General features: G+C 52.0%; 24 protein-coding genes. 4 read left to right on the top strand and 20 right to left on the bottom strand.

Annotated elements, in window-relative coordinates:
* Nucleotides 1-10: 10 nt before the first annotated feature.
* The gene (gene cymR / locus DX130_RS02585; RefSeq protein ID WP_116042593.1) at nt 11-430 is read right to left on the bottom strand and encodes a cysteine metabolism transcriptional regulator CymR; all 420 of its coding nucleotides are present in this window, start codon (nt 428-430) and stop codon (nt 11-13) included.
* A 120-nt stretch (nt 431-550) separates the two neighbouring features.
* Here cymR and mnmA point away from each other — a divergent pair, with 120 nt between their 5' ends.
* Nucleotides 551-1,711, top strand: coding sequence for a tRNA 2-thiouridine(34) synthase MnmA (gene mnmA, locus DX130_RS02580; protein WP_116045675.1), 1,161 nt, complete (start codon nt 551-553; stop codon nt 1,709-1,711).
* Between the two features lie 15 nt (nt 1,712-1,726).
* Here the strand turns inward: mnmA and DX130_RS02575 are convergent, their stop codons facing one another.
* Both DX130_RS02575 and DX130_RS02570 read right to left on the bottom strand, forming a co-directional pair.
* Nucleotides 1,727-3,145 carry a hemolysin family protein gene (locus DX130_RS02575; RefSeq protein WP_116042591.1) on the bottom strand — a complete coding sequence of 473 codons (1,419 nt, stop codon included), beginning with the start codon at nt 3,143-3,145 and terminating at the stop codon, nt 1,727-1,729.
* Between the two features lie 79 nt (nt 3,146-3,224).
* Nucleotides 3,225-3,767 (bottom strand): hypothetical protein, encoded by a 543-nt coding sequence (locus DX130_RS02570; RefSeq protein WP_116042589.1) that lies wholly within the window; start codon nt 3,765-3,767, stop codon nt 3,225-3,227.
* Between the two features lie 225 nt (nt 3,768-3,992).
* On the opposite strand from DX130_RS02570, the gene DX130_RS02565 reads away from it, so the two are divergent.
* Both DX130_RS02565 and DX130_RS02560 read left to right on the top strand, forming a co-directional pair.
* The gene (locus DX130_RS02565) at nt 3,993-4,574 is read left to right on the top strand and encodes a copper resistance CopC family protein (protein WP_116042588.1); all 582 of its coding nucleotides are present in this window, start codon (nt 3,993-3,995) and stop codon (nt 4,572-4,574) included.
* Nucleotides 4,571-5,656, top strand: a complete 1,086-nt coding sequence (locus tag DX130_RS02560) for a copper resistance D family protein (RefSeq protein WP_116042586.1) — start codon at nt 4,571-4,573, stop codon at nt 5,654-5,656. The genes DX130_RS02565 and DX130_RS02560 overlap by 4 nt, the downstream gene beginning before the upstream one ends.
* 49 nt (nt 5,657-5,705) lie before the next feature.
* On the opposite strand, the gene DX130_RS02555 is transcribed toward DX130_RS02560, so the two are convergent.
* The 4 genes from DX130_RS02555 to DX130_RS02540 are packed head-to-tail and all read right to left on the bottom strand — an operon-like array spanning nt 5,706 to nt 9,473.
* Nucleotides 5,706-6,476: an ATP-binding cassette domain-containing protein gene (locus tag DX130_RS02555; protein WP_116042584.1), complete on the bottom strand. Its 771-nt coding sequence runs from the start codon at nt 6,474-6,476 to the stop codon at nt 5,706-5,708.
* On the bottom strand, nt 6,476-7,264 hold the full coding sequence (gene ssuC / locus DX130_RS02550) for an aliphatic sulfonate ABC transporter permease SsuC (RefSeq protein WP_420818509.1): 789 nt from the start codon (nt 7,262-7,264) through the stop codon (nt 6,476-6,478). The genes DX130_RS02555 and ssuC overlap by 1 nt, the downstream gene beginning before the upstream one ends.
* Nucleotides 7,265-7,300: 36 nt before the next feature.
* Entirely contained in the window at nt 7,301-8,440 is a 1,140-nt protein-coding gene (ssuD, locus tag DX130_RS02545; RefSeq protein WP_116042581.1) for an FMNH2-dependent alkanesulfonate monooxygenase, read from the bottom strand.
* A 46-nt stretch (nt 8,441-8,486) separates the two neighbouring features.
* Nucleotides 8,487-9,473: a sulfonate ABC transporter substrate-binding protein gene (locus DX130_RS02540; RefSeq protein WP_116042579.1), complete on the bottom strand. Its 987-nt coding sequence runs from the start codon at nt 9,471-9,473 to the stop codon at nt 8,487-8,489.
* 268 nt (nt 9,474-9,741) lie between these two features.
* Between DX130_RS02540 and DX130_RS02535 the strand changes: the two genes are divergently transcribed.
* Nucleotides 9,742-10,941, top strand: a complete 1,200-nt coding sequence (locus tag DX130_RS02535; RefSeq protein ID WP_116042577.1) for a helix-turn-helix domain-containing protein — start codon at nt 9,742-9,744, stop codon at nt 10,939-10,941.
* 18 nt (nt 10,942-10,959) lie between these two features.
* Here DX130_RS02535 and DX130_RS02530 read toward each other — a convergent pair whose 3' ends face one another.
* The 13 genes from DX130_RS02530 to recJ form a co-directional block, all read right to left on the bottom strand.
* The gene (locus tag DX130_RS02530) at nt 10,960-11,238 is read right to left on the bottom strand and encodes a hypothetical protein (RefSeq protein WP_133297877.1); all 279 of its coding nucleotides are present in this window, start codon (nt 11,236-11,238) and stop codon (nt 10,960-10,962) included.
* 140 nt (nt 11,239-11,378) lie between these two features.
* A complete protein-coding gene (locus DX130_RS02525) occupies nt 11,379-12,683 on the bottom strand; it encodes a replication-associated recombination protein A (RefSeq protein ID WP_116042574.1) in 1,305 nt (434 codons plus the stop codon).
* An 81-nt stretch (nt 12,684-12,764) separates the two neighbouring features.
* Nucleotides 12,765-13,520, bottom strand: a complete 756-nt coding sequence (locus DX130_RS02520) for a class I SAM-dependent methyltransferase (protein ID WP_116042572.1) — start codon at nt 13,518-13,520, stop codon at nt 12,765-12,767.
* A gap of 26 nt (nt 13,521-13,546) precedes the next feature.
* Nucleotides 13,547-13,933, bottom strand: coding sequence for a VOC family protein (locus DX130_RS02515; RefSeq protein ID WP_116042570.1), 387 nt, complete (start codon nt 13,931-13,933; stop codon nt 13,547-13,549).
* Between the two features lie 228 nt (nt 13,934-14,161).
* Nucleotides 14,162-14,830 (bottom strand): YdeI/OmpD-associated family protein, encoded by a 669-nt coding sequence (locus DX130_RS02510; protein ID WP_116042568.1) that lies wholly within the window; start codon nt 14,828-14,830, stop codon nt 14,162-14,164.
* A 2-nt stretch (nt 14,831-14,832) separates the two neighbouring features.
* Entirely contained in the window at nt 14,833-15,582 is a 750-nt protein-coding gene (locus tag DX130_RS02505) for a tRNA threonylcarbamoyladenosine dehydratase (RefSeq protein ID WP_116042566.1), read from the bottom strand.
* Nucleotides 15,583-15,608: 26 nt separating this feature from the next.
* Nucleotides 15,609-17,429, bottom strand: a complete 1,821-nt coding sequence (gene aspS / locus DX130_RS02500; protein ID WP_116045673.1) for an aspartate--tRNA ligase — start codon at nt 17,427-17,429, stop codon at nt 15,609-15,611.
* 69 nt (nt 17,430-17,498) lie between these two features.
* Nucleotides 17,499-18,746, bottom strand: coding sequence for a histidine--tRNA ligase (gene hisS, locus DX130_RS02495; RefSeq protein ID WP_116045671.1), 1,248 nt, complete (start codon nt 18,744-18,746; stop codon nt 17,499-17,501).
* A gap of 592 nt (nt 18,747-19,338) precedes the next feature.
* Entirely contained in the window at nt 19,339-19,506 is a 168-nt protein-coding gene (locus DX130_RS26315; RefSeq protein ID WP_165861128.1) for a hypothetical protein, read from the bottom strand.
* Between the two features lie 99 nt (nt 19,507-19,605).
* A complete protein-coding gene (gene dtd, locus DX130_RS02490; RefSeq protein WP_116042564.1) occupies nt 19,606-20,049 on the bottom strand; it encodes a D-aminoacyl-tRNA deacylase in 444 nt (147 codons plus the stop codon).
* Between the two features lie 13 nt (nt 20,050-20,062).
* Complete coding sequence (locus DX130_RS02485; RefSeq protein ID WP_116042561.1) at nt 20,063-22,243, bottom strand: RelA/SpoT family protein; 2,181 nt, start codon at nt 22,241-22,243, stop codon at nt 20,063-20,065.
* 268 nt (nt 22,244-22,511) lie between these two features.
* Nucleotides 22,512-23,042, bottom strand: coding sequence for an adenine phosphoribosyltransferase (locus DX130_RS02480; RefSeq protein WP_116042560.1), 531 nt, complete (start codon nt 23,040-23,042; stop codon nt 22,512-22,514).
* A 46-nt stretch (nt 23,043-23,088) separates the two neighbouring features.
* Entirely contained in the window at nt 23,089-25,104 is a 2,016-nt protein-coding gene (gene recJ, locus DX130_RS02475; RefSeq protein ID WP_116042558.1) for a single-stranded-DNA-specific exonuclease RecJ, read from the bottom strand.
* Nucleotides 25,105-25,137: the final 33 nt, after the last annotated feature.

Raw genomic sequence — 25,137 nt, 5'->3', positions numbered from 1 at the left:
TTCATTTCCATTAAATGTAGAACATATAGCTATCCTTCGCTTCCTCTTCCTTGAAAGCGATTAAGTTTTCCAGCGTCGTAGAATCCAGCACTTCAGCAATGCTGTCGCGGATACGCAACCACAGATGGCGTTTCGCCGGATCATCCTCTTCCGTAAAATCTACCGGTGAGATGGGACCTTCCAAAATGCGAATGATGTCTCCGGATGTAATATGCGCAGGGTCCTTGGACAGGATATATCCGCCGTATGCGCCTCTAATACTTTTCACCAGTCCTGCATTACGCAGCGGAGCGACCAACTGCTCCAAATAATGCTCCGATAGCGAGTTGCGCTCGGCAATGCTCTTTAGCGAAGTTGGACCTTCTCCGAACTTTGCCGCGAGTTCCATCATAATGGTAAGACCGTAACGTCCTTTAGTTGATATCTTCAAGGTAGCACCTCTCTTTAATCACTGTATTCCTATTATCTTTATATGGTAACATATTGCCTACCCCTCGTGTCAAAAAAGCCCCACTTCTTCATGAAAACTTTTTTAGCATATGATACAATAATGAAAGTTTCAAGAGACAAGGTGGTGGCATATATGAGCAAGTCTAACGCCGAAACGAGAGTTGTCGTCGGAATGTCCGGCGGCGTCGATTCCTCCGTCACCGCGCTTCTGCTCAAGCAGCAGGGTTATGACGTAATCGGCATATTCATGAAAAACTGGGATGATACCGATGAATTCGGACATTGCACCGCGGAAGAGGACTCCGAGGATGTCCGTCGCGTCTGCGATGGGATCGGCATTCCTTATTATACGGTAAACTTTGAACGACAGTATCATGATAAAGTATTTACCTATTTCCTCGATGAATATAAGCGGGGCCGCACGCCGAACCCCGATGTGATGTGCAACAGGGAAATCAAGTTCGGCGATTTCTTGAACAAAGCGCTTGAGCTGAATGCCGACTATCTGGCGACCGGGCATTATGCCAGAGTCGAGCGGACCGGGGACGGCGTAACGAAGCTGCTGCGCGGCGTGGATGCTGGCAAGGACCAAACCTACTTCCTGAGCGCGCTCAATCAAGACCAGCTCGCAAAAGCGATGTTCCCGATCGGCCATCTGCCGAAGCCGGAAGTTCGCCGGATCGCGGAAGAAGCCGGACTGCATACCGCCAAGAAGAAGGACAGCACGGGCGTCTGCTTTATCGGCGAGCGCAATTTCAAGGAATTTCTGAGCGGCTATCTGCCCGCCAAACCGGGCAATATGATCGATATCCGTACCGGCGAGAAGAAAGGCCGTCATGACGGCCTCATGTATTATACGCTGGGCCAGCGCCAGGGGCTGGGCATCGGCGGCTCCGGCAGCGGCTCTGGCGAGCCTTGGTTCGTAGCCGACAAAAGCTTGCAGGACAATGTGCTGTATGTCGTACAAGGCGAGACTCATCCAAGTCTGTACTCGGAGAGCCTGATCGCAACGGGCATCAACTGGATTGCAGCGCCTGACAAGAAGGAGTCATTCGCTTGCAAAGCGAAATTCCGTTACCGTCAGCCGGATCAAGGCGTAACGGTCACGATGCGCGAAGACGGAACTGCGCTTGTCACGTTCGATCAGCCTCAGAAAGCCGTAACCCCGGGACAAGCCGTCGTCTTCTATGACGGTGAGGTATGCCTCGGCGGCGGCACAATCGACGTCGTTCACAAGATACAGGCAGAGACGGTGCAATAAATCAATAAAAAGGACTCAATCGGAGTAGTATATACTCCCGTTGAGTCCTTCTTTCATATTATGCTGTACGTCCACACCCCTATCGACGACGCGAATGCGCGAGATGCGCAGATGCTGCATCTCTTCGATAATAAGCTGGAACCTTCCATCATAATCTAAGGAGTGTCCTTTTGCCGGCGGAAAAGACAGCTGCGCGTACAACCACCCTCCAATCGTATCGTAATCATCCGTCTCCAGACTCATGCCGAAGAAGCTGTTCATCTCTTCGATGAGTATTAAACCGCTGACCAGACAAGAGCCGTCCTCTTGCCTGACGATCGCCGCTTGATCGGAGTCGAACTCGTCTCGGATATCGCCTACGATCTCCTCCATAATGTCCTCTAGGGTAACTAGCCCTGATGTGCCCCCATATTCGTCAATTAATATGACCAACTGAGTTTTGTTCCTTTGCATCAGCTTCAAGAGCACGCTGATCGGGATGGAATCCGGTACGGACGTGACGGATCTGATTACATCTGTGATCGATTCGACCGTTCCCGCCGTTAAGTTGAACAGATCCTTCATGTGCACAAATCCGATGATATCGTCCTTGTCCGTCTCACAGACGGGATACCTGGTTCGCATGTATTGGACGGCAATCGATGTGTTCGCCTGCAGTGATAGGCCCGCATGCAAGCAGATCATCTCTGTCCGCGGAATCATAATTTCACGTGCAGTCGTCTCTGTGAATTCAAATATGTTATCCACAAGGGTTAGCTCGGTCTGGTCAATATAGCCGCTGCGGTGACTTTCCTTGAGCAGGTTGCGCAGATCCTCCTCTGTATGTGCGGATTCCTTCTCATGTGCAGACGCGATTCCAGCCATTTTCAGCAAGAGGGATGTCGCATGATGGGCCAGCCATACGAGAGGCCAGATGGAGAGAAAGAGGAGATGAAGCGGTCTTGCTGCCCGTATCGCGGCAAGCTCCGCCCTGCGATGCGCCGCCGCTCTGGGGACTAGCGCTCCTATTGTCACATGCAGCAGTACAAGCGGAAGAAATACAGCGGCAACGGAAAGCCATACCGCGATGGATGGACCTACACCTGCAACATGGGATAACCACGGAGCTACACGTGCGGCAGCCAGGTTGGCTCCGAGCCAACCGATACCGATTGAAGCTCCGGTAATGCCGAGCTGGCAAGCCGTCACATACCCGCTTCGCTCCAGCATTCGCCTCGCCCGCCCCGCGCGGTCATCTTTCCCCGCCGTCAAGCGCTCCATCCGGTTCATTCTCGCTTTGGACATGGCATGCTGTGCCGCAACCAGAAAACCGTTCAAACCAACCAGAAGCATCACAATCACTAACGACAAACCAATCGGCAAAGGCTCTCCCAACCTCTCCCCGTCAACCGCAGCGCAGTGCCCGGCGACGGGCACACCTCCTTTTTTGCCCATACATGTATCAGCCTAATTCTTGCGCGTAGTAGTCATATGTATTCGGGAGAGCTTAGTCGATATGCGCCTTTATACGTGATTATGCTTCTGACTGACTTGACGCATCTGTTCGAATGACAAATGCGATCGTCTCATCCTTATCATGCAAATAAAGCTGAAATCCTCTAATGGTTGCACCTGGTTCATAATCTTTGCTCTGGGAACTCAAATAGGCATAGGCATTTTCAGTCAATATAAAGCTGCCAACTCCTTTGTCGAAATCAATAACAGTATCATGGCTCTGCTCAATGAATGGCTGGGTTATATACTTGAGCGCACCATCTTCCTTTAATAAAACATCCTTGAGCTCGTAGCTGCCCGATATGTTTTTGTTTAGCTGAATCGTTATCGCAGCCCCAAGCTTGAGATAGGGAATCTCCTCTTGATCACTTACCCATTCCTGAAACAGACGGCCATCCACTATGCTGAGTACACCGTCTCCACCTCCCTTTTCAGCAATAAAATCAATCGTCTTCGATTCGGATTTCACTCTAATCTCGGCATCGTTTGCGCTATTCGTACAACCCGCTAGCCATAAAACCGCTAGTCCGACGAGCCATGCGTACTTCATCTTATTTTTCACAACCGCACCCCTCTTCCCATTTTCCACTATGAATCATATACGCGCTTTATCGGGGTAAAGTTGTTATTTTTTTCAAATCAATTCATTCAATAAACGTTCATAAGTCTGCAACGAATTGATCACGACCTTGAAGCATTACGTATGGTAAAGATGGTATAATGCAAGGAGCGATTGCCATGCTGAAGCGCTGCCACTCGCAAACAAAGAACGGAGGATTGATCCCTTATGAAACGAGCATTGCTCATCCTTATGGCCCTCATCTGGCTCCTGCCCTCCGCGGCACTGGCGCACTCCACGCTGCATACCGCATTGCCTGGAGTTGACGCCACGGTAGATGTATCTCCAGAGCGTATTGAGATGAAGTTTGACACCAAAATTGAGAAGCTAAGCACATTCAAGCTGTTCAACGAAGCCGGGGAACAACTCGATACCGGCAAAGCCGAAGTAAGTGGAGACACGATGACCGGCACCGTCCCCGCCGCGCTGGACAATGGCAAGTACACGGTGAAATGGACGATTATCGGAGCGGACAGCCATGCGGTTGAAGGCGAATATGCTTTTACAGTAGATACGCCTGTACTGGCGACGCCGTCGCCTACGCCATCCGAAGAGCCATCGAACGAACCTAGCGAGCAGCCAAGCGAGCAACCGTCCGCTACGCCAACTTCAACACCGACGCCGACGGACAACGACTCGCATGATGACTTCGCTGAAGTGCTGGCATCGCCGCCTGTGCTGGTCATGATTGCTATCGTCATTATAGCTGTAGTCATTTTTGTCGTATTGATGCGGAAAAAATCCTCATGATTTATGTAAGTGAAGGACTTCTCTATATTAGCTTTGCTATTCTAATGGGAACGCTTGTGCTTCGGCTTGTGCCGGAGAGCAAGCGTCCTTCCGTTCATGTCCCGGACGGGCTATTGCTGGCTTGCGCGCTTGCCATTCCAGTCCTGTCCTTCGCACCGATTCATCAGCTTGCCAGCCAATATGCCTCTCAATTCGACTTATCGTATGGCGAGATGCTGAAAAGCATTCTGATGGATATCAAATCGGGCAAAGCATGGATATGGTCCACGGTCGGTTCGCTGGGACTGGCTCTGCTGCTCAGTATGAAAGCCTTCCGAAACGATAAGCATATGCCCAAGGTCGCCCTATTTGTCACCGCCTTGCTTGTCATCTGGCTTGGGTATGCCAGCCACGCTTCGTCCCTTAGCTCCTTTAAGGGCTTGTTTGTACATACGTTGCATTTTCTGGCGTTCAGCGTCTGGATCGGCATTCTGTTCGTTGTCAGCTGGTTCTCCAAGGATAAAGACTATTGGTCCGCATTTCTGAAATGGTTCTCGCCAGTTGCAATTCTATGCGTAGTCGTTACGCTGCTGGCCGGTTTTACGCTAATGAGCTTTACAACGCCGCAATATGTGAGTTCCTGGATGATCCCTTATGGGCAGGCGCTGCTGATCAAGCATTTGCTCATCCTGCCGCTTCTGCTATTCGCCTATACAAACGGATTTCTGTATAAATCTGTGGCAGCGAAGGACAGCGGGTTCCAGCCGGTCAAGTGGCTGCGTGCTGAAAGTGTCGTTGCGATGCTGGTGCTGGGCGCTACGGCCTTCATGGGCCAACAGGCGCCGCCGCATAACCTCAAGGATACGCTGCAATCGGTATCTCCTTCGCCACTGTTCACCTGGCTTTACAAAGGGGCATTCAGCCCGGATATTCAGCTTACGTTCACACTGCATATGGAGAGCGTGCTCATGTTCGCCGCAGCAGTGCTGATGGCGGTTGGCGTCGTCTGGTCGTACCGGCTGAATCGCCCGAGCATAGCCTTCCTGATGGGACTGCTCATGGCTGGATTCGCCTATTTCGGCCTCATGTTTTCTATTGCCTAGTCATCCACAAGGAGCATCCTCCCCCTTTGGGAATGATGCTCCTTATTGGTTATATAGAGTATACAACGTCTCTCGCATGCTTCCGCTCCCCGGAATTCCGCTCCAACAGACGGTCCAGTATAAGCCGTTCGAAGTAAACAAAATCATTGTCCCGCTCACGCGGGCGATCCAGTGTGATATGAATATCAAGAGCAATACTCCCGTTCTCGATCAAAATAACGCGGTCAGCAAGCGCCACCGCCTCGCTGACGTCATGCGTGACAAGTATGGCGGTGAATAACCTTTCCTTCCATATATCCTCGATCAACCCCTGCATATCCAGTCTCGTAAGCGCGTCAAGCGCCCCAAGCGGCTCGTCCAGCAGAAGCAGCGACGGTGTGCCTGTCAGCGCCCTGGCTAGCGCTACACGTTGCCGCTGGCCTCCTGACAATACGCTGGGCCATTCCTCCGCTTTATCTGCCAGACCGACTTGCCTAAGCGAATCCAGTGCCTGCTCTCTCGTACCTGACTTCATCACCACACTTACATTGTCGACGCAGCTCTTCCATGGAAGCAGTCTCGCATCCTGAAAGAGCATACGGGTTTCCTCACGAATACCCGCGATCAGAGAACCTGCTAGATTCATACTGCCATTCGTAGCTTCTTCCAGACCGGCAATCAGCCGAAGAAGAGTACTCTTCCCGCAGCCGCTGCGTCCTACAATAGCGACGAATTGCCCTGCAGGAATATCCAGTGTGACATCCTGCAGCACTGGCGTCTCGCCAAAGTGCTTGGATACATGGTCCACGATTAATCTTGCGCCAGATTTGGTGTTCACCATCATTGCGTCCCCCTCCGCTTGACTGACTTCTGCCGCACATAGGTGGGATGCCAGCTCAGCAAAGCTTGCTCCAGCAGCTTCGCAGCCGTATCCGACAGCTTCCCGAGTATCGCATACAATATGATTGCAAGTACGACGACATCCAGCCTCATAAATTCTCTTGCATTCATCGCCATATAGCCAATGCCGGAATTGGCAGAGATCGTCTCAGCGACGATCAGCGTCAGCCACATGAATCCCAGTGCGTACCGAACGCCAACCAGAATAGACGATACGGCTCCCGGCAATATCACGTGACGATACAATGCGCTCCTGCGCAGGCCGTATACCCGGCCCATCTCAATTAACCCCGAATCGACTGAGCGGATACCGTGCACAGTATTCAGATAGATGGGAAAGAACACACCTAAAATAACTAGAAAAATTTTGGACGTCTCACCGATGCCGAACCATAAAATAACAAGCGGAATAAGCGCCAAATGAGGAACATTGCGGATCATCTGGACAGTGCTGTCGAGCAGACGATTCGCTGTCTGCGACATGCCATTCAACAGTCCTAGCAGAAAGCCGATGCCTCCACCGATGACAAAGCCTATAAAAGCTCGTTGCGAACTGCTCCATATATATCGGAACAAGTCCCCCGATATCGTCAGCTTATATGCGGCTTCAGCTACCTTGAGCGGTGTTGGCATGGTGCGAGATGAGATCCACTCGAACTGTCCGAGCAGTTGCCAGACAATCAATATGAGAATTGGCACATAAGCCGGCGCAAACCGGCTATTGATCAGTTTTTTCCACACGTATGTGATTCCACCCTTCCAGCGTTACGGCTGCAAGGCAGCCCTCGGCCGTTTGTTGTAAGCTACAATCTCGCCTATCGCTGGAATACCAGCTGTTTCCGCAATTTGTCTTGGCGACAATGGAAGCTTAGGGAACAGAAGCTCTGCCGTGCGATAGGCTTCTTCCAGATGCGGGTATCCCGACAGAATGAAGGTTTCGATGCCAAGCTCCTTGTATTCCTGGATTCTGGCAGCCACGTTGTCTGCATCGCCTACAAGCGCCGTCCCCGCGCCGCCTCGCACCAGACCGATGCCTGCCCACAGGTTAGGAGAAATCTCCAGCGAGGTTTTGTCCCCCTTATGCAGGTCTCCCATACGGCGCTGCCCGACGGAATCATATCTGGATAGAATGCGCTGGGCCTCCTCGATCGTCCCTTCATCCACATGCTGAATCAGACGATTAGCGGCATCCCAAGCTTCCTCTTCCGTCTCACGGACGATGACATGCAAGCGGATGCCGAATTTCACTTTTCTTCCGCTCGCCTCGGCTAATCTCCGTACGTCCTCCAGCTTCTTCGCTACCTCTGCAGGAGGTTCACCCCAGGTCAGGTAATAGTCGACGTGATCGGCAGCAATCCGCAGTGCTGAGGGGGATGAACCACCGAAATAAATCGGCGGATACGGCTTCTGAAGCGCCGGAAACATCACTTCACCCGACTCGATTCTCAAATATTTGCCAGCGAAGTTAACTTCCTCACCTTCCATCAGCCGGCGCCAAATCGTCATAAATTCGTCCGTCTGCTCATAACGCTCGCTGTGCGACAAGAAGATGCCGTCACCGCCCAACTCATGTGGATCGCCGCCCGTTACCACATTCACCAGCAACCTGCCTCCAGAGAGCCTATCGAATGTTGAGGCCATCCGGGCCGCTGCCGAAGGCGACATTAAGCCAGGCCTGACCGCTACGAGAAACTTCAAATTTTGCGTCGCGGAGATGAGTGAGGAGGCCGCAATCCACGCATCCTCGCAGGCTTTGCCCGTCGGAACAAGTACGCCATGATAGCCGAGGCGATCTGAGGCTTGGGCGATTTGCCGAATATAATCGAAGTCCAGGGCACGGGCGCCCTTCGAGGTGCCCAAGTAACGCCCATCGCCATGCAGGGGAATAAACCAGAATAACTCCATCATTCGCGCTCCTTTTCCTAAGTAGGGTGTAAGGTCCAATCTTTCGTTACTTCAACACTGCTTTACTGACATCAATGGCTTCCGGTATAAGCTCAAGCTTCAGGAACGTGTCGGCTATCGCTTGTTGCGCTTTAATCGTCTCTTCGTTCACTCGAATGATGCCCCAGCCGCGATGGGACAACGCTTGCTCCAGCGACGGAACCTCCAGGCCAAGCGCAGGCGACAGCAGCTCCGCTACCTCCTTCTGATGGTCCTTCGCCCACTGGTCGGTTTTCTCCAGCTGCTCCAGAATGATATCGATTGCCTTCGAATGGGCGGTTGCAAAGTCACGCGAGGCCAAATAGAACTCGTAGTTTTTCACCAGGCCCTCTCCATCGGCAAGAACGCGCGCCTTGGTGGCCAACTGGGCGGCAGAGTAGAATGGCTCCCAAATCACCCATGCGTCGACACTGCCCTTCTCAAACGCAGCTCTTGCATCCGCTGGCGGCAAGTAGACCACCTCTACATCATCGTACGCCACACCATGATTCTCCAAATATTTCACTAGCAAAAAGTGAACGTTGGAGCCTTTATTAAGCGCGATCTTCTTTCCTTTCAGATCGGCAGCGCTTTGAATCGGTGAATTTTCCGGTACCAGAATGCTCTCCGCCTTCGGGCTTTCCGGTGAATGGGCCAAATATATGAGAGGAGCGCCCGCTGCCTGAGCAAAGATCGGCGGAGCCTCACCCGTATGACCGAAGTCCAGACTGCCTACGTTCAGCGCCTCCAGCAGCTGAGGGCCGCCCGGGAACTCCGTCCACTCTACCGTATAACCTCCCTTCTTCAGCTCCTCTGCCAAGCCTCCGCGTTCCTTCATGATGTTCACGGACGCGTACTTCTGATAGCCGATCCGAACCACTTTGCCGGACGCTCCCTCTTTGCCCTCACTTGACCCGGTCGACCCGCAAGCCGAAATCGTAACGAGAGCAAATAGCGACACTAGACTGATCCATACCTTTAATCTCCCAGCTTTCCATTGCGATCCCTTATTCATAGCCCCACTGCCCTTCTTATCTCGTTTTAAACTCATAATTCCAACCGAATTACTGAGTATTTCCCAAAAAAAGTATCATGGCTCGATTCTGCTGTCAACAAATTGAGCAAAGATAAGGAACAATGAGGAGGAATGAGGAAAATAGGACAGGGCAAAGCGATTGAAGTTTGACGAATCATCGATTATGATAATGATATATGATAATTCCTATAAGTTAACTTTGAATTATAGAAGTATGAGTGGGATGCTGCGGGGAGGCACATAAAGGATGAAAGAGGAGCTTAATCTTATACGTTTGCATGAGGCGATGGATTTGCTGCAGATTAGCCGTGCCACCATCGATCGCTGGCGCAAGGAGAAGCAACTCCCGCACATTAAAATTGGCAAAGAAATATGGATTGACAAGGAGCAGCTGCAACAGTGGATTCAGGAGCATGCCATCTCCAGCCGCTCCCATGTCCCCCTCTCAAGGGAAACTGAAAGAGAACAAGTTGTTGTCGTTGGGTACCAAAGCGGAGCCGCCTTGTTATGGAGCTCTATTATTATGAAACAGCTTGGCCTCTTTGAAGAAGAATTGCGTCTTCTAAACCCCTATACGAAAACGAATATACGTTGGGTGGACGCTCCGAACGGCATGGAGCTGATCGAGAAGCAAATTGCGGGGCAAGTCCATATTGCCTCCGTTGGCGATTATCCTATTATGGCCAGTCGCACGCTGAGTCGGATATTGCCAGGTTATGATCCGCAAGTGCTGGCGTTTGATGGGAAAGCACAAAGCGGAGAAGGCATTGCTCTAGTTGTCCCCTCGACGAGCACGGTGCGATACTCCGATGAATTGACTTCCTCATCTATCTCTATCGTAGGCGGATCAAGCTCTTCTTATCGATTAAAGGAATGGGTAGGCACAAGCGGCCTTGGAAGCGAGCCTGTCATTCATCGCGGCATGAGCGAATGCATAAACGGCATTATGGAAGGAAGAGTGGGCGCCAGCATCCTGTGGGAGCCTTATCTGAGCTGGGTGCAAGCAATCGGGGCAGGCGTGCCGCTCCAGATGGAAGGGATAGGCACCGATTATTTGACGGGACTGGTTGCTGACGGCAAGTGGATACAGCATAACCCTACTATTGTCATAGCCTATTTGAAGGCCCATCTGAGAGCACATGCTTTTATTCGTCGCGAGCCGGAGCGTGCCGCCCGGCTTATCCATTCGGCGAACGGCTTTCCTCTCTCGCTCATTCATGCAGTCTTGTCTCGCATTCGATGGGATGCTTCGTTCTACAGCCGTGATCTGCGGGCACTAAGCAACGACCAGTATGGACAAATGGATTGGCTATCCGCCCATAAACGAAGCACGGGAGGGCTTGAATTCCAGAAGCAGCACTTGCAGGAAGCGGCGGAAGCGCTGCAATTGCCCCCGCTCCCGGACTTGCCCTTGCAGGGAGAGTGGTCCTGTGAGGTTATCTATTGACCACGATCAGAGTTATCTTCATAGCGATGAATTGTGGTCATGGCTGCTACTGAACCGCTTTTCGAAAAACATCCATCTCAGCATGGAACCAATGCTGCCGATCAGCAAGCTTATGGCCAGTACGATCAATACTTCCTGAAGTCCAAATTCCGTGCCGTTTACCAGCGATAGAAATCCATGAACTAGCGTCATGAAGAGAAAAAAATAGAGAATCCATTTCACCATATAACGGAACTTGCCCTTTTGCCTGACTAGCGCCCATTTCTTGTATTCTTCGCGATCGAGTACGTTCATCATTGCCTCCTTCTCCGCCTGACGTCTGCCGCCGTAGCAGGTTCTCATACGAGCATTGATTCTATTTCTAACCTATTGCATCCTGCCTTCATTTATGAGCCCGACTTGCGCGGTGCATCTTCCGTATATGCAAATCAGCAGCGTCACTTGGAGCGACGCTGCTGATTTTGTTTGATCTTGTCTTCCATTCCTTGTTCTGTTGCTTTATAAAAGGAAACTTTCGAAAGCGGATCAGGCAAGTATTGCTGCTTCACGTAATGGTTCGGGAAGTCATGCGGATACTTGTAGCCTTCATGACCAAGCTGAGTCGCGCCCTTATAATGCGTGTCGCGAAGATGGAGCGGCACCTCCAGATTGCCGTTGCGCTCAATGGCACTCATCACATTCCCAATCGCTACCGCTGTCGCATTAGACTTCGGACTTTCAACGGCGAATAGAATGGCCTGGGAAATGTTATATTTGGCCTCCGGCCAGCCGATCTTATGATAAGCGTCCATCGCAGTCACTGCCTGAATCATCGCTTGCGGGTTCGCAAGACCGATATCTTCGCTGCAGGCAACGATCAGCCTTCTGAGAAAGGTCATCGGGTCCATACCAAGCTTCTCCACCGCATAGAGAAACCAGAACAAGGCAGCGTCGCTCGATCCTCTGACACTCTTATGGAAAGCCGACAATATATCGTATTGCGTAGACATATCGGCCCGAATCGAAGGCTTTCGTACCGACTCCTGCGCAACCTCCAGTGTAATATGAACGGAGCCGTCCGGCTCGGATGGCGTCGTCACCGCTGCCAGCTCCAGCGCATTCAGAGACCGCCTGATGTCGCCGCTGGACATGTCAGCGATATGCTGCAGCGCTTCTTCATCCACCATCAGCTTCATGAAGCCAAGGCCTCGGTCCGCATCCTCTATAGCACGGCGCATGGCCTCCATGGAATGCTTCTCCTCCAGCGCTTCGAGCTGGAACAACGTCGAGCGGGAGAGGAGGGCTCCATTCACATGGTGGAACGGATTCTCCGTTGTCGCGCCGATGAAGATGATAATACCCTGCTCTACAGCAGGCAGAAGCGCATCCTGACGCGACGTGTTGAAGCGATGAACCTCATCGAGAAACAGAGTCGTTTTACGACCATACAAGGTCTTGTTCGACCTCGCTCGGTCAATCACTTCCCTGACATCTTTGACAGTGGCGTCTACGGCGTTCAGCTTGACGAAATCGCCTTCGGTCCGAAGCGAAATAATGTTCGCAAGCGTAGTTTTGCCACAGCCAGGCGGACCATACAGAAGGATCGAGGATACCTGATCACCCTCAATCGCCCGGCGCAACAGCTTTCCTTTGCCGACCATATGCTCTTGCCCAATATATTCATCCAGCGTCTGCGGCCTCATTCGGTCCGCGAGCAATCGCGCCCGAGGCCGCTCCGCTTCCTCATAGCTAAATAAGTCCATGCCGACACTCAATCCTTTATGATGGTATAACTAGATGATAGCATACAGGCACAGACGTTCGCCAGACCAACAAGCCACGGACTATACCTCGCCCGCATACAACTCCGTCACATATTCTATTGCGACTACCCCGTTTGATTCGTTGCTCCGGTAAATGTCCTCCAATTCCTTGATCATCGCTCCAAATCTGGGATGATCCGGCGTTGGACTATATGAAGAGGACATGAGTCGACCTTTAAGCGCGTCTTCATCAAGCAGTTGCTTGATCGAAAACGTATTTAGTACCGGTCCGCCAGCTGCAAAATAGGGCCGCAACGTATCCAGCGTAATGTTCTTATGGCCAACTTTCTCGTAATCCGTACCATAGTCGAGCAGCAATTGCTCAAATCGCTCCAGGAAAGGCGTTCCGGACGTTTTTCGCGAGTTCCAGATGAGAACAGCCTTGCCGCCCGGCTTCAAAATGCGCTGAAATTCGGCCTTCGCCAGCTCCCTGTCAAACCAGTGATACGATTGTGCGCATACAATGAAATCGACGGATTGCGAAGGCAATCCCGTATCTTCCGCCGATGCGGCAACAGCTCGGTATCGCTCCGTGCCGCCAAGTGCTTGCACGGCCGCTTCTCGCATCGCTTCATTCGGCTCTACACCGATCACGGTGCTTCCTCTTTCCAGAAGCAGCTTAGAGAAGATCCCCGTACCCGCTCCCAGATCCGCTATGACGCTATTCGAACGAAATCCCAGCTTTTCATATAAGAAATCAATCGCCTCTTGCGGATAGGTCGGGCGAAACTTCACATAATTATCCACCCGGTTCGTAAATCTTTCCTTGTTGTCCATATTTGTAGTCCTCCCTCTTGATTGAATTATGTTGCAATCTCCATTCGCTCCAGAAACTCTAGCCGATTGCCGAACGGATCCGATGCAAAGAAACGACTATATCCTTCTTCGAGTCGGAGTTCGTCATCGATGACCACAACGCCGCAACTTCCCAGCCTTTCCTTCAACTGCTGAAGGCCCTGTACGGCAAAGCCCGGATGGGCTTTCAGCGCTGGCACGAAGGAAGGCTGCACACCAATATGAACCTCATGGCTTCCACAGCGGAACCAGACGCCGCCTCTAGGCTGCAATGCTACGGGCTTCTCCAGCTCGGGCCAGCCCAGCACACCGCCAAAAAACGCCCTTGCCTGCTCCTCGCATCCCTCGGGTGCTGCCAGCTGCACATGATCAATACCTGCAAAAACGTAGGACATCGATTATCCTCCTTCCGGTTTCGGACTGAAATTTTCATGTCTGACCTCCATTAGTTTCATAAGGTGAAACAAGGTTTCATTTTTATAAATCTATTATATACCAAGTTTAGCTATCCCGCAATTCGAATTGCTGCCGATGCCGAACGATCTGGTGCTTGCGGCGCTTCCCTGATATAAAAAAACAGCGCTGCGACGGGATAAACCCGTCGCAGCGCTGCTGCAATACTTTTATTTATCGGTAGGTCGCTTAAGGCCCTTCCCGAGCTTGTCGATCGTTGCGGCTACCCTCTTCGCTCTCGTCTCTTCCCGCTTCGCCTCCAGAATCCAATTCAAAAAATCCCGTTTCATGGAATCCGTTAACGTATTATAAAAATCGCGGGCTCCGGGCGATGCTGCCAAGGCTGCTTGCAGATCATCCGGCATATCCGGCACAGCGGCAGACCGTTTCGCTGCTGCAGCACCAGACACGTTGTCCTTTTTGCGAGAGCGGCTTGTTTTCGCCGCTCCTTCCGGTCTGTAGCGCATCGCAGACCACGTCTCGTTCATGGAGATCATCGCGACGCCTTCCGTACCGAGAGTCTTCATGAACGCCCAGCCCGTATCGCGATTCAAGTCTGTCTTGATACGAGATGACCCTTTAGGATAACAAATCCATAACAAGGCATCCGGCTCCGCTGCTGCGATAGCGATTGGAGCACGTTTCTCTAACTCTGCCAGCGAAGTGACAAACAGCAAAACGAACTCATAGGCCGCTTCCCCAAGCACATTCTCCGTCGACCGGCTAGCGGAATCCGGCAATCCCAATTCAAGGACAACATCGTAATCGGCAGGAGAATGAAAAATGACTGCCCGCATATCCGGCTCAAGCCTCAGCTTACGGGCCAGTTCGACGTTCATGCTCAGGCTTCTCCCGATTCAAGCAAATCCTTCACCACTACGCTGACCATGATCAGTCCCGCAACCGGCGGCACAAATGCGTTGCTGGACGGCGGCTGCTTCGCCTTGCGGATTTCCGGAGCATTCTCCGGCACAATGCGCTGCGTCACGTCCTCACGCGGCTTTATTGGCTCCTCATCGGAGAAGACAACCTTCACACCCTTCTTAATGCCGTCCTTGCGCAGCTTCGTGCGTACGACGCGAGCGATGGGATCGGTATGCGTCTTGGAGATATCCGCTACTTTAAAGCGCGAAGGATCCATTTTGTTAGCTGCGCCCATGCTGGAGATGACAGGAATGCCACGCTCCAGACATTGCTTGATCAAATGAACTTTATAGATGATCGTATCCGATGCATCGACCACATAATCAAGCGGATAGGCGAACAACTGCTCATACGTCTCTTCCGTGTAAAACATTCGCAGCGAGATCACGTCGCATTCCGGATTAATCAACTTAATCCGGTCGCGCATCAGGTCAGCCTTCGGCTGACCCACAGTTGTCGTAAGTGCATGGATCTGACGGTTAATATTCGTAATGTCGACAACGTCCTTGTCGATCAAGATGATCCGGCCGATGCCAGTTCTAGCCAGCGCCTCTGCCGCGATGGCGCCCACTCCGCCGATGCCAAGCACGGCGACCGTGCTCCCTTTCATCCGCTCCAGCCCTTCCGGGCCGATCGCAAGCTCCGTTCGCGAAAATTGATGCAGCATGCTCTGCCGCCTCCTTTGCTTTAAGCTTATTTCTCTTCGCCTTGTGCGGAAGCTTGCGCTTCTGCTGCAGCAGCTGCTGCTGGCTTAGGCTTCAGAACCGTACGGATATGAAGCTGCTCAAGCTGGGACAGCTCGACTTCGGACGGTGCGTCGCAGAGCAGATCCGTTGCGCTTGCCGTTTTCGGGAATGCGATCGTCTCTCTCAGGTTCGTACGACCCGTAAGCAGCATGACCAGACGGTCAAAACCGAACGCGATGCCGCCGTGCGGAGGCGTGCCGTATTCGAAAGCGTCCAGCAGGTAGCCGAACTTGTCTTGCGCAACTTCCGGCGACAAGCCAAGCGCGTTGAACATTTGCTCCTGAACTTCACGCTTGTAGATACGCATCGAACCGCCGCCCACTTCGTAGCCGTTCAATACGAGGTCATAAGCCTGCGCACGGATTTGGCCAGGATCGGTGCCGAAGTAATGCAGATCTTCTTCATTCGGACGCGTGAACGGATGATGCTCAGCTACATAACGCTTCGCGTCTTCGTCCCATCCGAGCAGCGGGAAGTCTACTACCCATGCGAATTTGAATTTCGACTCGTCGATCAATCCCAGATCACGGCCCAGCTTCAAGCGAAGGTTGCCCAGCACATCTGCTACCACTTTCGGCTTGTCAGCGGAGAATGTCAGCAGGTCGCCCTCCTCAACGCCCAGACGCTCAGTCAAAGCTTCAATCTCCTCCGGCTTCAGGAACTTCACGATTGGACCTCTCCACTCGCCGTCCTTCACCGTGATCCATGCAAGGCCTTTGCCGCCGTAGCGAGCTGCGAACGGCTGCAAGTCGTCAAGCTCCTTGCGGCTCCAGCTTGCACAGCCTTTTGCGTTCAGCGCTTTAACTACGCCGCCGCCAGCCGCTACGCTTGCAAATACTTTAACATCGCTCGATGCGACAATATCCGTAATATCTTCCATTTCCAGACCAAAGCGCAGGTCCGGCTTGTCGGACCCGTATTTGTTCATCGCATCCGCATACGTAATGCGTTGGAATGGAAGCTCCAGCTCCACGCCTACTGTCTCACGAAGCAATCTTGCAGACAGCTCTTCCATCATGCCAAGCAATTGATCCTGCGACAGGAAGGAAGTCTCGATGTCGACTTGCGTAAATTCCGGTTGACGGTCTGCACGAAGATCCTCATCGCGGAAGCAGCGAGCGATTTGATAATAACGCTCCACGCCGCCGACCATCAGCAATTGCTTGAAAATTTGCGGCGATTGCGGCAGGGCGAAAAACTCGCCTTCATGCACACGGCTAGGAACCAAGTAATCACGAGCGCCTTCTGGCGAGCTCTTCGTCAGAATCGGCGTCTCTACTTCGATGAAGCCTTGTCCATCCAGATAGTCGCGGAAAATTTTCGCTGCTTTCGCGCGAAGCAGAAGCGTCTTCTGCATCTCCGGACGACGCAGGTCCAGGTAACGGTACTTGAGACGAAGCGACTCGTCTACTTCCACAGCATCCTCAATTGGGAATGGAGGCGTCTTCGCTGCGTTCAGCACTTCGATTTCCGTTACACGAATTTCGATTTCGCCCGTTGCCAGGTTAGCGTTGAAGGTTTCAGCCTCGCGCTCAACCACTTTACCTTTTATAGCTAATACGAACTCGTTGCGCGCACGGTCAGCGACTGATAGCGCGTCACCGGAGAAATCCGGGTTGAATACGGTCTGCACAATACCGGTACGGTCGCGAAGGTCGATGAACAATACGCCTCCCAAGTCACGGCGGCGCTGCACCCAGCCGTTCAGTGTTACCGTTTGTCCTACATCCGCTTTCGTCAATGTTCCGCAGTTATGCGTCTTTAACATCGTCGTCATAATCATGTCTCCTCGCTTTATCGTTAATGGTTATGGAATCATTAAGCAGGTCATACTCATTTAAGCCTGAAGCTCAGCAGTAAGTGCATGGATCGCAACCATACGCTGCTCGCCCTTCGCCATGTCCTTCAGTGCAATCTCACCGCGCTCCAGCTCGTTATCGCCAAGAATAGCGGTAAACTTTGCGCCTAGACGATCCGCAGACTTTAATTGGGCTTTCATCTTACGGCCTTGATAATCGCGTTCTGCGCGAACACCTTGCTGCCGAAGCTGGTAAACCAATCGAGTTGCTTCACGATCTGCGGCTTCGCCAAGTGCAACGATATACACGTCGATCTCATGTAAATTCGGCAGTTCCGTCTGCTGATGATCCAGCAGAAGAATCGTACGCTCCAGACCAAGCCCAAGACCTACGCCAGGCTGTTCCGGACCGCCGATATCGGATACGAGGCCATTGTAGCGCCCGCCACCGCCGATCGTATCGATCGCGCCGATCCCTTCGGCCTTGTACTCGAACGCGGTATGCGTGTAATAATCAAGGCCGCGGACGAGTCTATGGTTAATCTCGTAAGGGATACCCATATCCGTCAGGCACTGCTTCACCTTTTCAAAGTGTGCGTTGCACTCTTCGTCCAAGCTGTCCAATATGGAGGGCGCTCCTTCAAAATGCGCCTGGTCCACCTTGCAATCCAGCACGCGAAGCGGATTGCGATCTATACGGGACTGGCAGTCCTTGCACAGCAGCTCGCGCTTCGGATTCAGGAACTCCAGCAGACGCTCGCGGAACGCTGCTCGTACAGCAGGCGTACCGACGGAGTTAAGCTCGACGCGAACGTCCTTCAGACCTACTTCCGTGTAGAACGTATAGCCAAGGGCAATCACTTCTGCATCAATCGCCGGATCGACAGCGCCGATCGCCTCAATGCCGAATTGATGGAACTGGCGGTAGCGTCCTGCTTGCGCACGTTCGTAGCGGAACATCGGTCCGATGTAATACAGCTTGCTGACATCCGGATCGCCGAACAGCTTATTCTCCACATAGGAGCGCACAACACCAGCCGTGCCTTCCGGACGCAGCGTCAGGCTGCGTTCGCCGCGGTCGATAAAGGTATACATCTCCTTCTCGACAATATCCGTTGTCTCGCCAACACCGCGCTGAAACAATTCAGTGGACTCAAAAAGCGGCGTCCTGATTTCTCTGAAATTAAAGCGGCGGCAAATGTCGCGGGCTTTGCCCTCTACGTACTGCCATTTCTCTACCGCACCTGGCAATATATCTTGCGTTCCGGGCGATTTCTGAAATTTCATGCCTTTCCCTACTTTCTTCATTGATTCTCATAGCAATCAAAAAAAGCTCCCGTCCAATCGGCATCGCCGAAGGGACGAAAGCTTGAGCTTCCGTGGTACCACCCACATTCCGAACAGATCCGGTCAACGGATTGCTCGCTTGCAACGGGTAACGTCCGTTAACCGCGAATTAACTACTGGGCACCAAGCCGTTCGCCAATCGTTCTCAGGGAGGTTCTTTCCTGTCGTCGGTATAAGGATGCTTGCAGCCTATGGCATCCCTCTCTGCGTATCCGTACGGCCATACTTTGTCCCGTCATCGAATCGTTTATAACACTCATTTCAAATTAGATAATACTGATAGTATATTTTACCCGTTCGACCCGCTTAAGTCAACCAGGTGCTTATCTCCCTTACTTCTATTAGGAAAAAAGCGTCTATGATTATATTCAAAAAAATGGACAGAAAAAAACCCGCACACTGTGCAGGTCCAAAGTAAAAGTATATTTTAAAAAAGGGGGTCGAGATTTATTATAGGCCTTGGATGTTAACAGAACGTTAGCAATTGATTACAGTACTATTACAAATTCGAAAACGCTTTTATTACGCATGGCTACATCCGGTTACCCGAACGTCCCGCATGCTGCGGTCTGCCTTCCCATTCCTCGGCTGCTTCCATATCCGTAGTCAGCTCTGCTGTAATTCTAGCTTCCCGCAGATCGGGATTGATTAGCGCGCTCGCCATACGCTCCACGCCCTGCTCTTTTCTCGATTGGTGCATGACAGGCATTCCTCCAACATCGGTGTGTCACAAGCGCAGCCCGGCTATACCACCAAGCATCCTTGCTCTCTACCTTTATTGTTGCCTGTATGCTTATTCTTAAGCGCCGCTCTCCAAAATTATCGTCACTGGCCCGTCATTGATCAGTTGCACGTCCATCATTGCGCCGAATCTTCCTGTCTCCACATGCAGCCCCAGATCGCGCAGGGCGTCATTAAAGGCATTGTACAAGGTCTCTGCCTGATCGGGACGCGCAGCCGCCATAAAGTTCGGTCTTCTGCCCTTACGGCAGTCTCCGTACAATGTGAACTGGGATACGGACAATATAGAACCGCCGACATCGTTAACCGAGAGATTCATCTTCTCCGACTCGTCTTCAAAGATACGCAGTCCTGCTATTTTATCCGCCATCCAGCGCACATCGGCCATCGCATCCTCATGCGTAATACCGACCAGCAGCACGAGACCGGAATTTATGGCGCCCGTTACTTCACCTTCCACGGTTACACTTGCCGCTTTGCTGCGTTGTACCACAACTTTCAATGAGTAATCTCCTTTATTGCATAATGCGATGCACCGAATATATATCTTGCACGCGCTTGATCTTCTCCACGACAGAAGACAGATGATCGACGTTGCGAATAAGCACTGTCATATGAATAAGCCCCATCTTGTTCTTAACGGAACGTCCCGTCACCGCGGAGATATTCGTCTTGCTCTCCGATACTGCATGCAGCACGTCGTTCAAGAGACCTCTGCGATCATGTCCGGTAATCTCAATGTCGACGCTATAATTCGCCTCCACCGACTCTTCCCATTCCACCTCGATAACACGCTCCGCCTCTTCTCCATCCATGCCGAACGGAATGTTAAGACAGTCCATGCGATGAACGGATACCCCGCGTCCGCGCGTAATATAGCCAACGATTGCATCTCCTGGTACAGGATTGCAGCAGCGAGCAAATCGAACGAGTAAATTATCGACGCCTTTTACCGTAACGCCATGATTCGGGCGGCCTTTTTTGGCGTTTGCCGATTTAATTTCCTTCTTCTCGTTCGTAAGCTCAATCTGATTGGCTTCTTCCGCTTCCCGGCGCATTTTCTCCGTCAGCTTCGTGCAAATCTGAGCTGCCGTAATGCCGCCAAAACCAATGGCAGACATCATATCTTCAATATCATTGAATGAGAACTTGCCCGCCGCTTCCTGCAGCTTCTCGTCCGTCATCCACGCGGGCGGTTCAAGGCCAAGACGCTTGAGCTCCCGCTCCAGCAGGTCGCGTCCCTTGGCGACATTCTCCTCGCGCTTCTCCTTCTTGAACCATTGCCGAATTTTACTGCGAGCATGCGAGGATTGCGCAATTTTCACCCAATCCTGGCTTGGTCCGTACGAATGCTTCGACGTTAAAATCTCGACAATATCGCCGGTTTTCAGCTTATGGTCGAGCGGCACAATACGGCCGTTGACCTTCGCGCCAATAGTCCGGTTGCCCACTTCTGTATGAATCCGATAGGCAAAATCGAGCGGAACCGATCCCGCCGGCAGCTCGATGACTTCGCCGCTGGGTGTAAAGACAAATACAAGATCGGCGAAAAAGTCCATTTTAAGCGACTCCATGAATTCGGCTGCATCCCGGGTCTCATTCTGAAGCTCCAGAATTTCACGGAACCACGACATTTTGTCTTCGAAGTTGCCATCGGGCACGACCATGCCCTCTTTGTACGCCCAATGGGCAGCGATGCCGTACTCCGACGTGCGGTGCATCTCCCATGTTCGAATCTGTACTTCAGTCGGTTCGCCGTTCGGTCCCACTACCGTCGTATGCAGGGACTGATACATATTCGCCTTCGGCATAGCGATATAGTCCTTGAATCTGCCCGGCATCGGCTTCCATAACGTATGGATGATGCCAAGCGTCGCATAACAATCTTTAATATTGTCTACAATAATCCGAATCGCCAGCAGGTCATAGATTTCATTAAACTGCTTATTGCGAGCCGTCATTTTTTTATAAATGCTATACAGATGCTTCGGCCTTCCGGAGATATCGCCTTCAATCCCCATCTCCTCCAGCTTCTCGCGAATTCGGGTAATGACATCGTCAATGAACTGCTCCCGCTCCGCACGCTTCTTCTTCATCAGATTGGCAATACGGTAATATTGCTGCGGATTCAAATAACGGAGGGCAATATCCTCCATCTCCCATTTGATCGCAGAGATGCCAAGCCTATGCGCAATCGGGCAAAATATCTCCAGTGTCTCATAAGCGATTCTACGCTGTGACTCCTCCGACTGGTATTTCAACGTACGCATATTATGAAGACGATCCGCCAGTTTGATCAGTATGACACGAATATCCTGCGCCATCGCGACAAACATTTTGCGGTAATTCTCGTTTTGCTGTTCTTCCTTGGATTGAAACCTGATCTTCTCGAGCTTGGTCAGTCCGTCCACTAGCATGGCACAGGTTTCGCCAAATTTCGCGCGGACAGTCCCCAAATCCACGGTCGTATCTTCCACGACATCATGAAGCAGCGCTGCGATAATCGACAGCACGTCCATGCCCATATCCACCAAAATGTCGGCAACTGTAACAGGATGCAAAATATACGGCTCTCCTGATTTCCGCACTTGTCCATGATGGGCTTGCTCTGCGAAATCATAGGCTTCCTTGATGCGTATGAGATCCTGCTCTTTCATATAGACGGATGCCTTCTCAAGTAACTGCTCTATGCCCATGAAACGTCCCTTTCCAAGCGTACGGGTTAACGCCATCGTATTCTCATAAGATATGCCGCTGCGGCACGATCCGAGTTTTCTAATATTATGCCTTTAAGTGAGCGGTTACGTCAACTTCCTGCGGAAGAAAAACGGCGTCTTTCGCCGCCTGACGTGACGTGTACGATCACCCTATAGGAAAAAACGCCCCGATTGGCGAATCGTCCGAAGACGAGTCCACGTCGGGGCGCATCCATCAGCCTGCTCTTGCGGCTGCATGACAGATGTTTTATTCGTAAGTCATCAGAGAGAAGACTTCAACGCCGTCCAGCTTCTCACGGCCAGTCAAGTAAGCAAGCTCGATCAGGAAGGCAGCGCCTACCACTTCTCCGCCAAGCTGACGAATCAGATTCATCGACGTCGCAATTGTGCCGCCAGTAGCCAGCAAGTCGTCCGCAATAAGGACGCGTTGACCAGGGGAAATGGCATCTTTATGCATCGCAAGTTCATCCTTGCCGTACTCTAGATCATAGCTTGCTGTAATCGTTTCGCCCGGCAGCTTGCCGCTCTTGCGGATTGGTGCAAATCCAACGCCTAGAGCCAGCGCAAGCGGAGCGCCTACGACGAAGCCGCGTGCTTCTGGTCCAGCAATAACGTCGATTTTCAAGTGCTCAACCGCAGCGCGCATCTCTTCGATAACAGCACGGTAAGCTGCTCCATCCTTCAGCAGCGTCGTAATATCTTTAAAGCGGATGCCCGGTTGCGGGAAATCCGGAATGACTCGAATGTAATCCTTGAAATTGTATGATGCCTTCGACACGAATGGTCAACCCTTTCTTCTACACACTTGTTTAATTGGATATGTTTTATGCGAGATCATGAAGACGGTCATGCTGCTCCTTCGCGGCACGATAACGCTCCGAAGACGCGAGCTCTCGCTTCTCCGGCGCTGTTGCTGCAACGTAAGCGCCATCATGGCGTCCGATAAACTTCAATTCCTCGAATACGTCAAGCATAAGCTGAACGGCTTCCACAGTCAAGCTGACCTGACCCGCAATTCGCATGGTAAGTCCTTGCTCCGGAGCTCTCTTCACCCCGCGAAGCCACTGATACACCTGGCCAAATTGCTCTCTGCTTGGAAAACTCGACAGCGGCGTTGGCATATAATGCAAGTCATGCAATTGCAACTGTGGCTTGCGCTGATTGTTCCACTCGTTGATCGACAGCTCGCCAACAATGTCCAGCCTGCTCCCTGCCGGCATGGAGGAAGCCATCTCACCCATGCCAAAGCCGATGGCATCCAGCAGCTTGCGGCCGCCGCCCAGCGACAGCTTAAGATGTTTGGACTCCTTCCCAATCGCCCTGCGATCAGCAAGCTGAATACTTTGGAATAGGATGCGCGGAGACCGATTGCCGATACCGAACGGCTCCAGAAGGGACAACTGAGTAATCGTATCGAGCGTTGCATCCTCAAGTCCGCACTCTATATCGACATGCGTCTTCGGGATCCAGTCCTCCCCAGTAAGCCATTGCTTGGCTAATTGAGACATCCGCTGCTCCAAGGACTCCAAATGATCCCGATGCAGGGTCATGCCAGCCGCCGCTTGATGGCCGCCGTAGTGGTCCATTAACGCTTCGCATTCCGTCAGAGCGGCGTGCAGATCGAAGCCTTCGATGGATCGCGCCGAGCCTTTGCACTTTCCTGTCTCTGCATCGATGCCTAAAATAATGACGGGTCGATAATGCCTTTCCAGCAGCTTGGAGGCGACAATACCGATCACACCCACATTCCAGCCCTCTCCGCTTAATACGATAACCGAAGGAGGATCAATACCCTGATCCTCTGAGGCAAGGCGCTTCGTGAGCCACTGCTCCTCCGCTTCCTTCACGATCGTTTCAACGATTCGCTGACGCTCCTTGTTCAGCGTATCCAGTTGAATCGCAATTAGAATCGCCTCATCGTATTCGGGGGTTGTCAGCAGCTCTACGGCACGTTTTGCATGATCCAGTCTACCCGCAGCATTGATGCGCGGCGCCATCCCGAATGCGATGCCGGTGGAGACAATAGTCGGCAATTCAATGCCGGTCGCTTCCGCCAAGGCTCGGAACCCCATTCCGGGCTCCTTTCGCATCCGCTGGAGTCCATACCGTACCAAAATTCGATTTTCGTCCACCAGTGGCATCAGATCGGCTATCGTACCCAAACTGACAATATCCGCCCACTCCAGCGGCGGCCTCTCCATCAAAGCAGTAGCAAGCTTGAAGGCAACTCCAACACCTGCAAGCCCTTTGAACGGATAGGAGCAATGACCTTGCTTCGGATTAACCACAGCAGAAGCTTGCGGCAAGCGATCCGGCGGCTCGTGATGATCGGTAATTACAACATCAATGCCATGCGTTTTGGCGTATTCAATTTCATCATATGCGCTAATACCTGTATCTACCGTTACGATTAACGTAACACCTTCACTTGCGGCAAGAGCAATGGCTTTTTCATTCAACCCATACCCTTCCAAAGCGCGATGAGGGATGTAATAGTCGAAATTCAGTCCCATAGAACGAAATACATGAACGAGCAGCGATGTGCTGGATACACCGTCGGCATCATAATCACCATAAATACGGATTTTCTCTTGACGCACTCCCGCTAGCCGAATCCGTTCTACCGCTTCTTTCATACCGCTTAACAAATACGGGTCATGCAGCCCGCTCTCGTCTCCATAAAGGAACGTTCGAGCGCTTTCCTCATCGCGGTACCCCCGTTGCACGAGCAAGCGGGCAACAAGAGGAGGAAGGCTCAGCCCCTTGCTCAACTTCTCGGCTGCACCTTCCCCCGACTCTTCCCATTCCGCAAGAGCCCAGCGTGTCTTTCTATGAATCATCAGGTTCTCACTCCTTCCTGCTGTCCGATAATA

Origin of the sequence: Paenibacillus paeoniae, assembly GCF_003388735.1 — a bacterium.
Lineage (GTDB): Bacteria > Bacillota > Bacilli > Paenibacillales > Paenibacillaceae > Pristimantibacillus > Pristimantibacillus paeoniae.
The sequence above is the reverse complement of the archived record's forward strand: the minus strand, read 5'-3'. Positions and strand labels throughout refer to the sequence as shown.

Coding starts and splice junctions, on each gene's coding strand:
- DX130_RS02520 (WP_116042572.1), bottom strand. CDS start 13,520: ATGGACAACAAGGAAAGATTTACGAACCGGGTGGATAATTATGTGAAG.
- DX130_RS02530 (WP_133297877.1), bottom strand. CDS start 11,238: ATGATGAACGTACTCGATCGCGAAGAATACAAGAAATGGGCGCTAGTC.
- DX130_RS02510 (WP_116042568.1), bottom strand. CDS start 14,830: ATGAACGTCGAACTGGCCCGTAAGCTGAGGCTTGAGCCGGATATGCGG.
- DX130_RS02515 (WP_116042570.1), bottom strand. CDS start 13,933: ATGTCCTACGTTTTTGCAGGTATTGATCATGTGCAGCTGGCAGCACCC.
- DX130_RS02505 (WP_116042566.1), bottom strand. CDS start 15,582: ATGCTGCATCAATTTTCGCGAACGGAGCTTGCGATCGGCCCGGAAGGG.
- DX130_RS02575 (WP_116042591.1), bottom strand. CDS start 3,145: ATGGGCAAAAAAGGAGGTGTGCCCGTCGCCGGGCACTGCGCTGCGGTT.
- aspS (WP_116045673.1), bottom strand. CDS start 17,429: ATGTTAAAGACGCATAACTGCGGAACATTGACGAAAGCGGATGTAGGA.
- DX130_RS02525 (WP_116042574.1), bottom strand. CDS start 12,683: ATGGACTTATTTAGCTATGAGGAAGCGGAGCGGCCTCGGGCGCGATTG.
- DX130_RS02565 (WP_116042588.1), top strand. CDS start 3,993: ATGAAACGAGCATTGCTCATCCTTATGGCCCTCATCTGGCTCCTGCCC.
- DX130_RS02535 (WP_116042577.1), top strand. CDS start 9,742: ATGAAAGAGGAGCTTAATCTTATACGTTTGCATGAGGCGATGGATTTG.
- DX130_RS02555 (WP_116042584.1), bottom strand. CDS start 6,476: ATGGTGAACACCAAATCTGGCGCAAGATTAATCGTGGACCATGTATCC.
- DX130_RS02485 (WP_116042561.1), bottom strand. CDS start 22,243: ATGGGCATAGAGCAGTTACTTGAGAAGGCATCCGTCTATATGAAAGAG.
- hisS (WP_116045671.1), bottom strand. CDS start 18,746: ATGAAATTTCAGAAATCGCCCGGAACGCAAGATATATTGCCAGGTGCG.
- DX130_RS02540 (WP_116042579.1), bottom strand. CDS start 9,473: ATGAATAAGGGATCGCAATGGAAAGCTGGGAGATTAAAGGTATGGATC.
- DX130_RS02560 (WP_116042586.1), top strand. CDS start 4,571: ATGATTTATGTAAGTGAAGGACTTCTCTATATTAGCTTTGCTATTCTA.
- DX130_RS26315 (WP_165861128.1), bottom strand. CDS start 19,506: ATGCACCAATCGAGAAAAGAGCAGGGCGTGGAGCGTATGGCGAGCGCG.
- ssuD (WP_116042581.1), bottom strand. CDS start 8,440: ATGGAGTTATTCTGGTTTATTCCCCTGCATGGCGATGGGCGTTACTTG.
- mnmA (WP_116045675.1), top strand. CDS start 551: ATGAAAGTTTCAAGAGACAAGGTGGTGGCATATATGAGCAAGTCTAAC.
- recJ (WP_116042558.1), bottom strand. CDS start 25,104: ATGATTCATAGAAAGACACGCTGGGCTCTTGCGGAATGGGAAGAGTCG.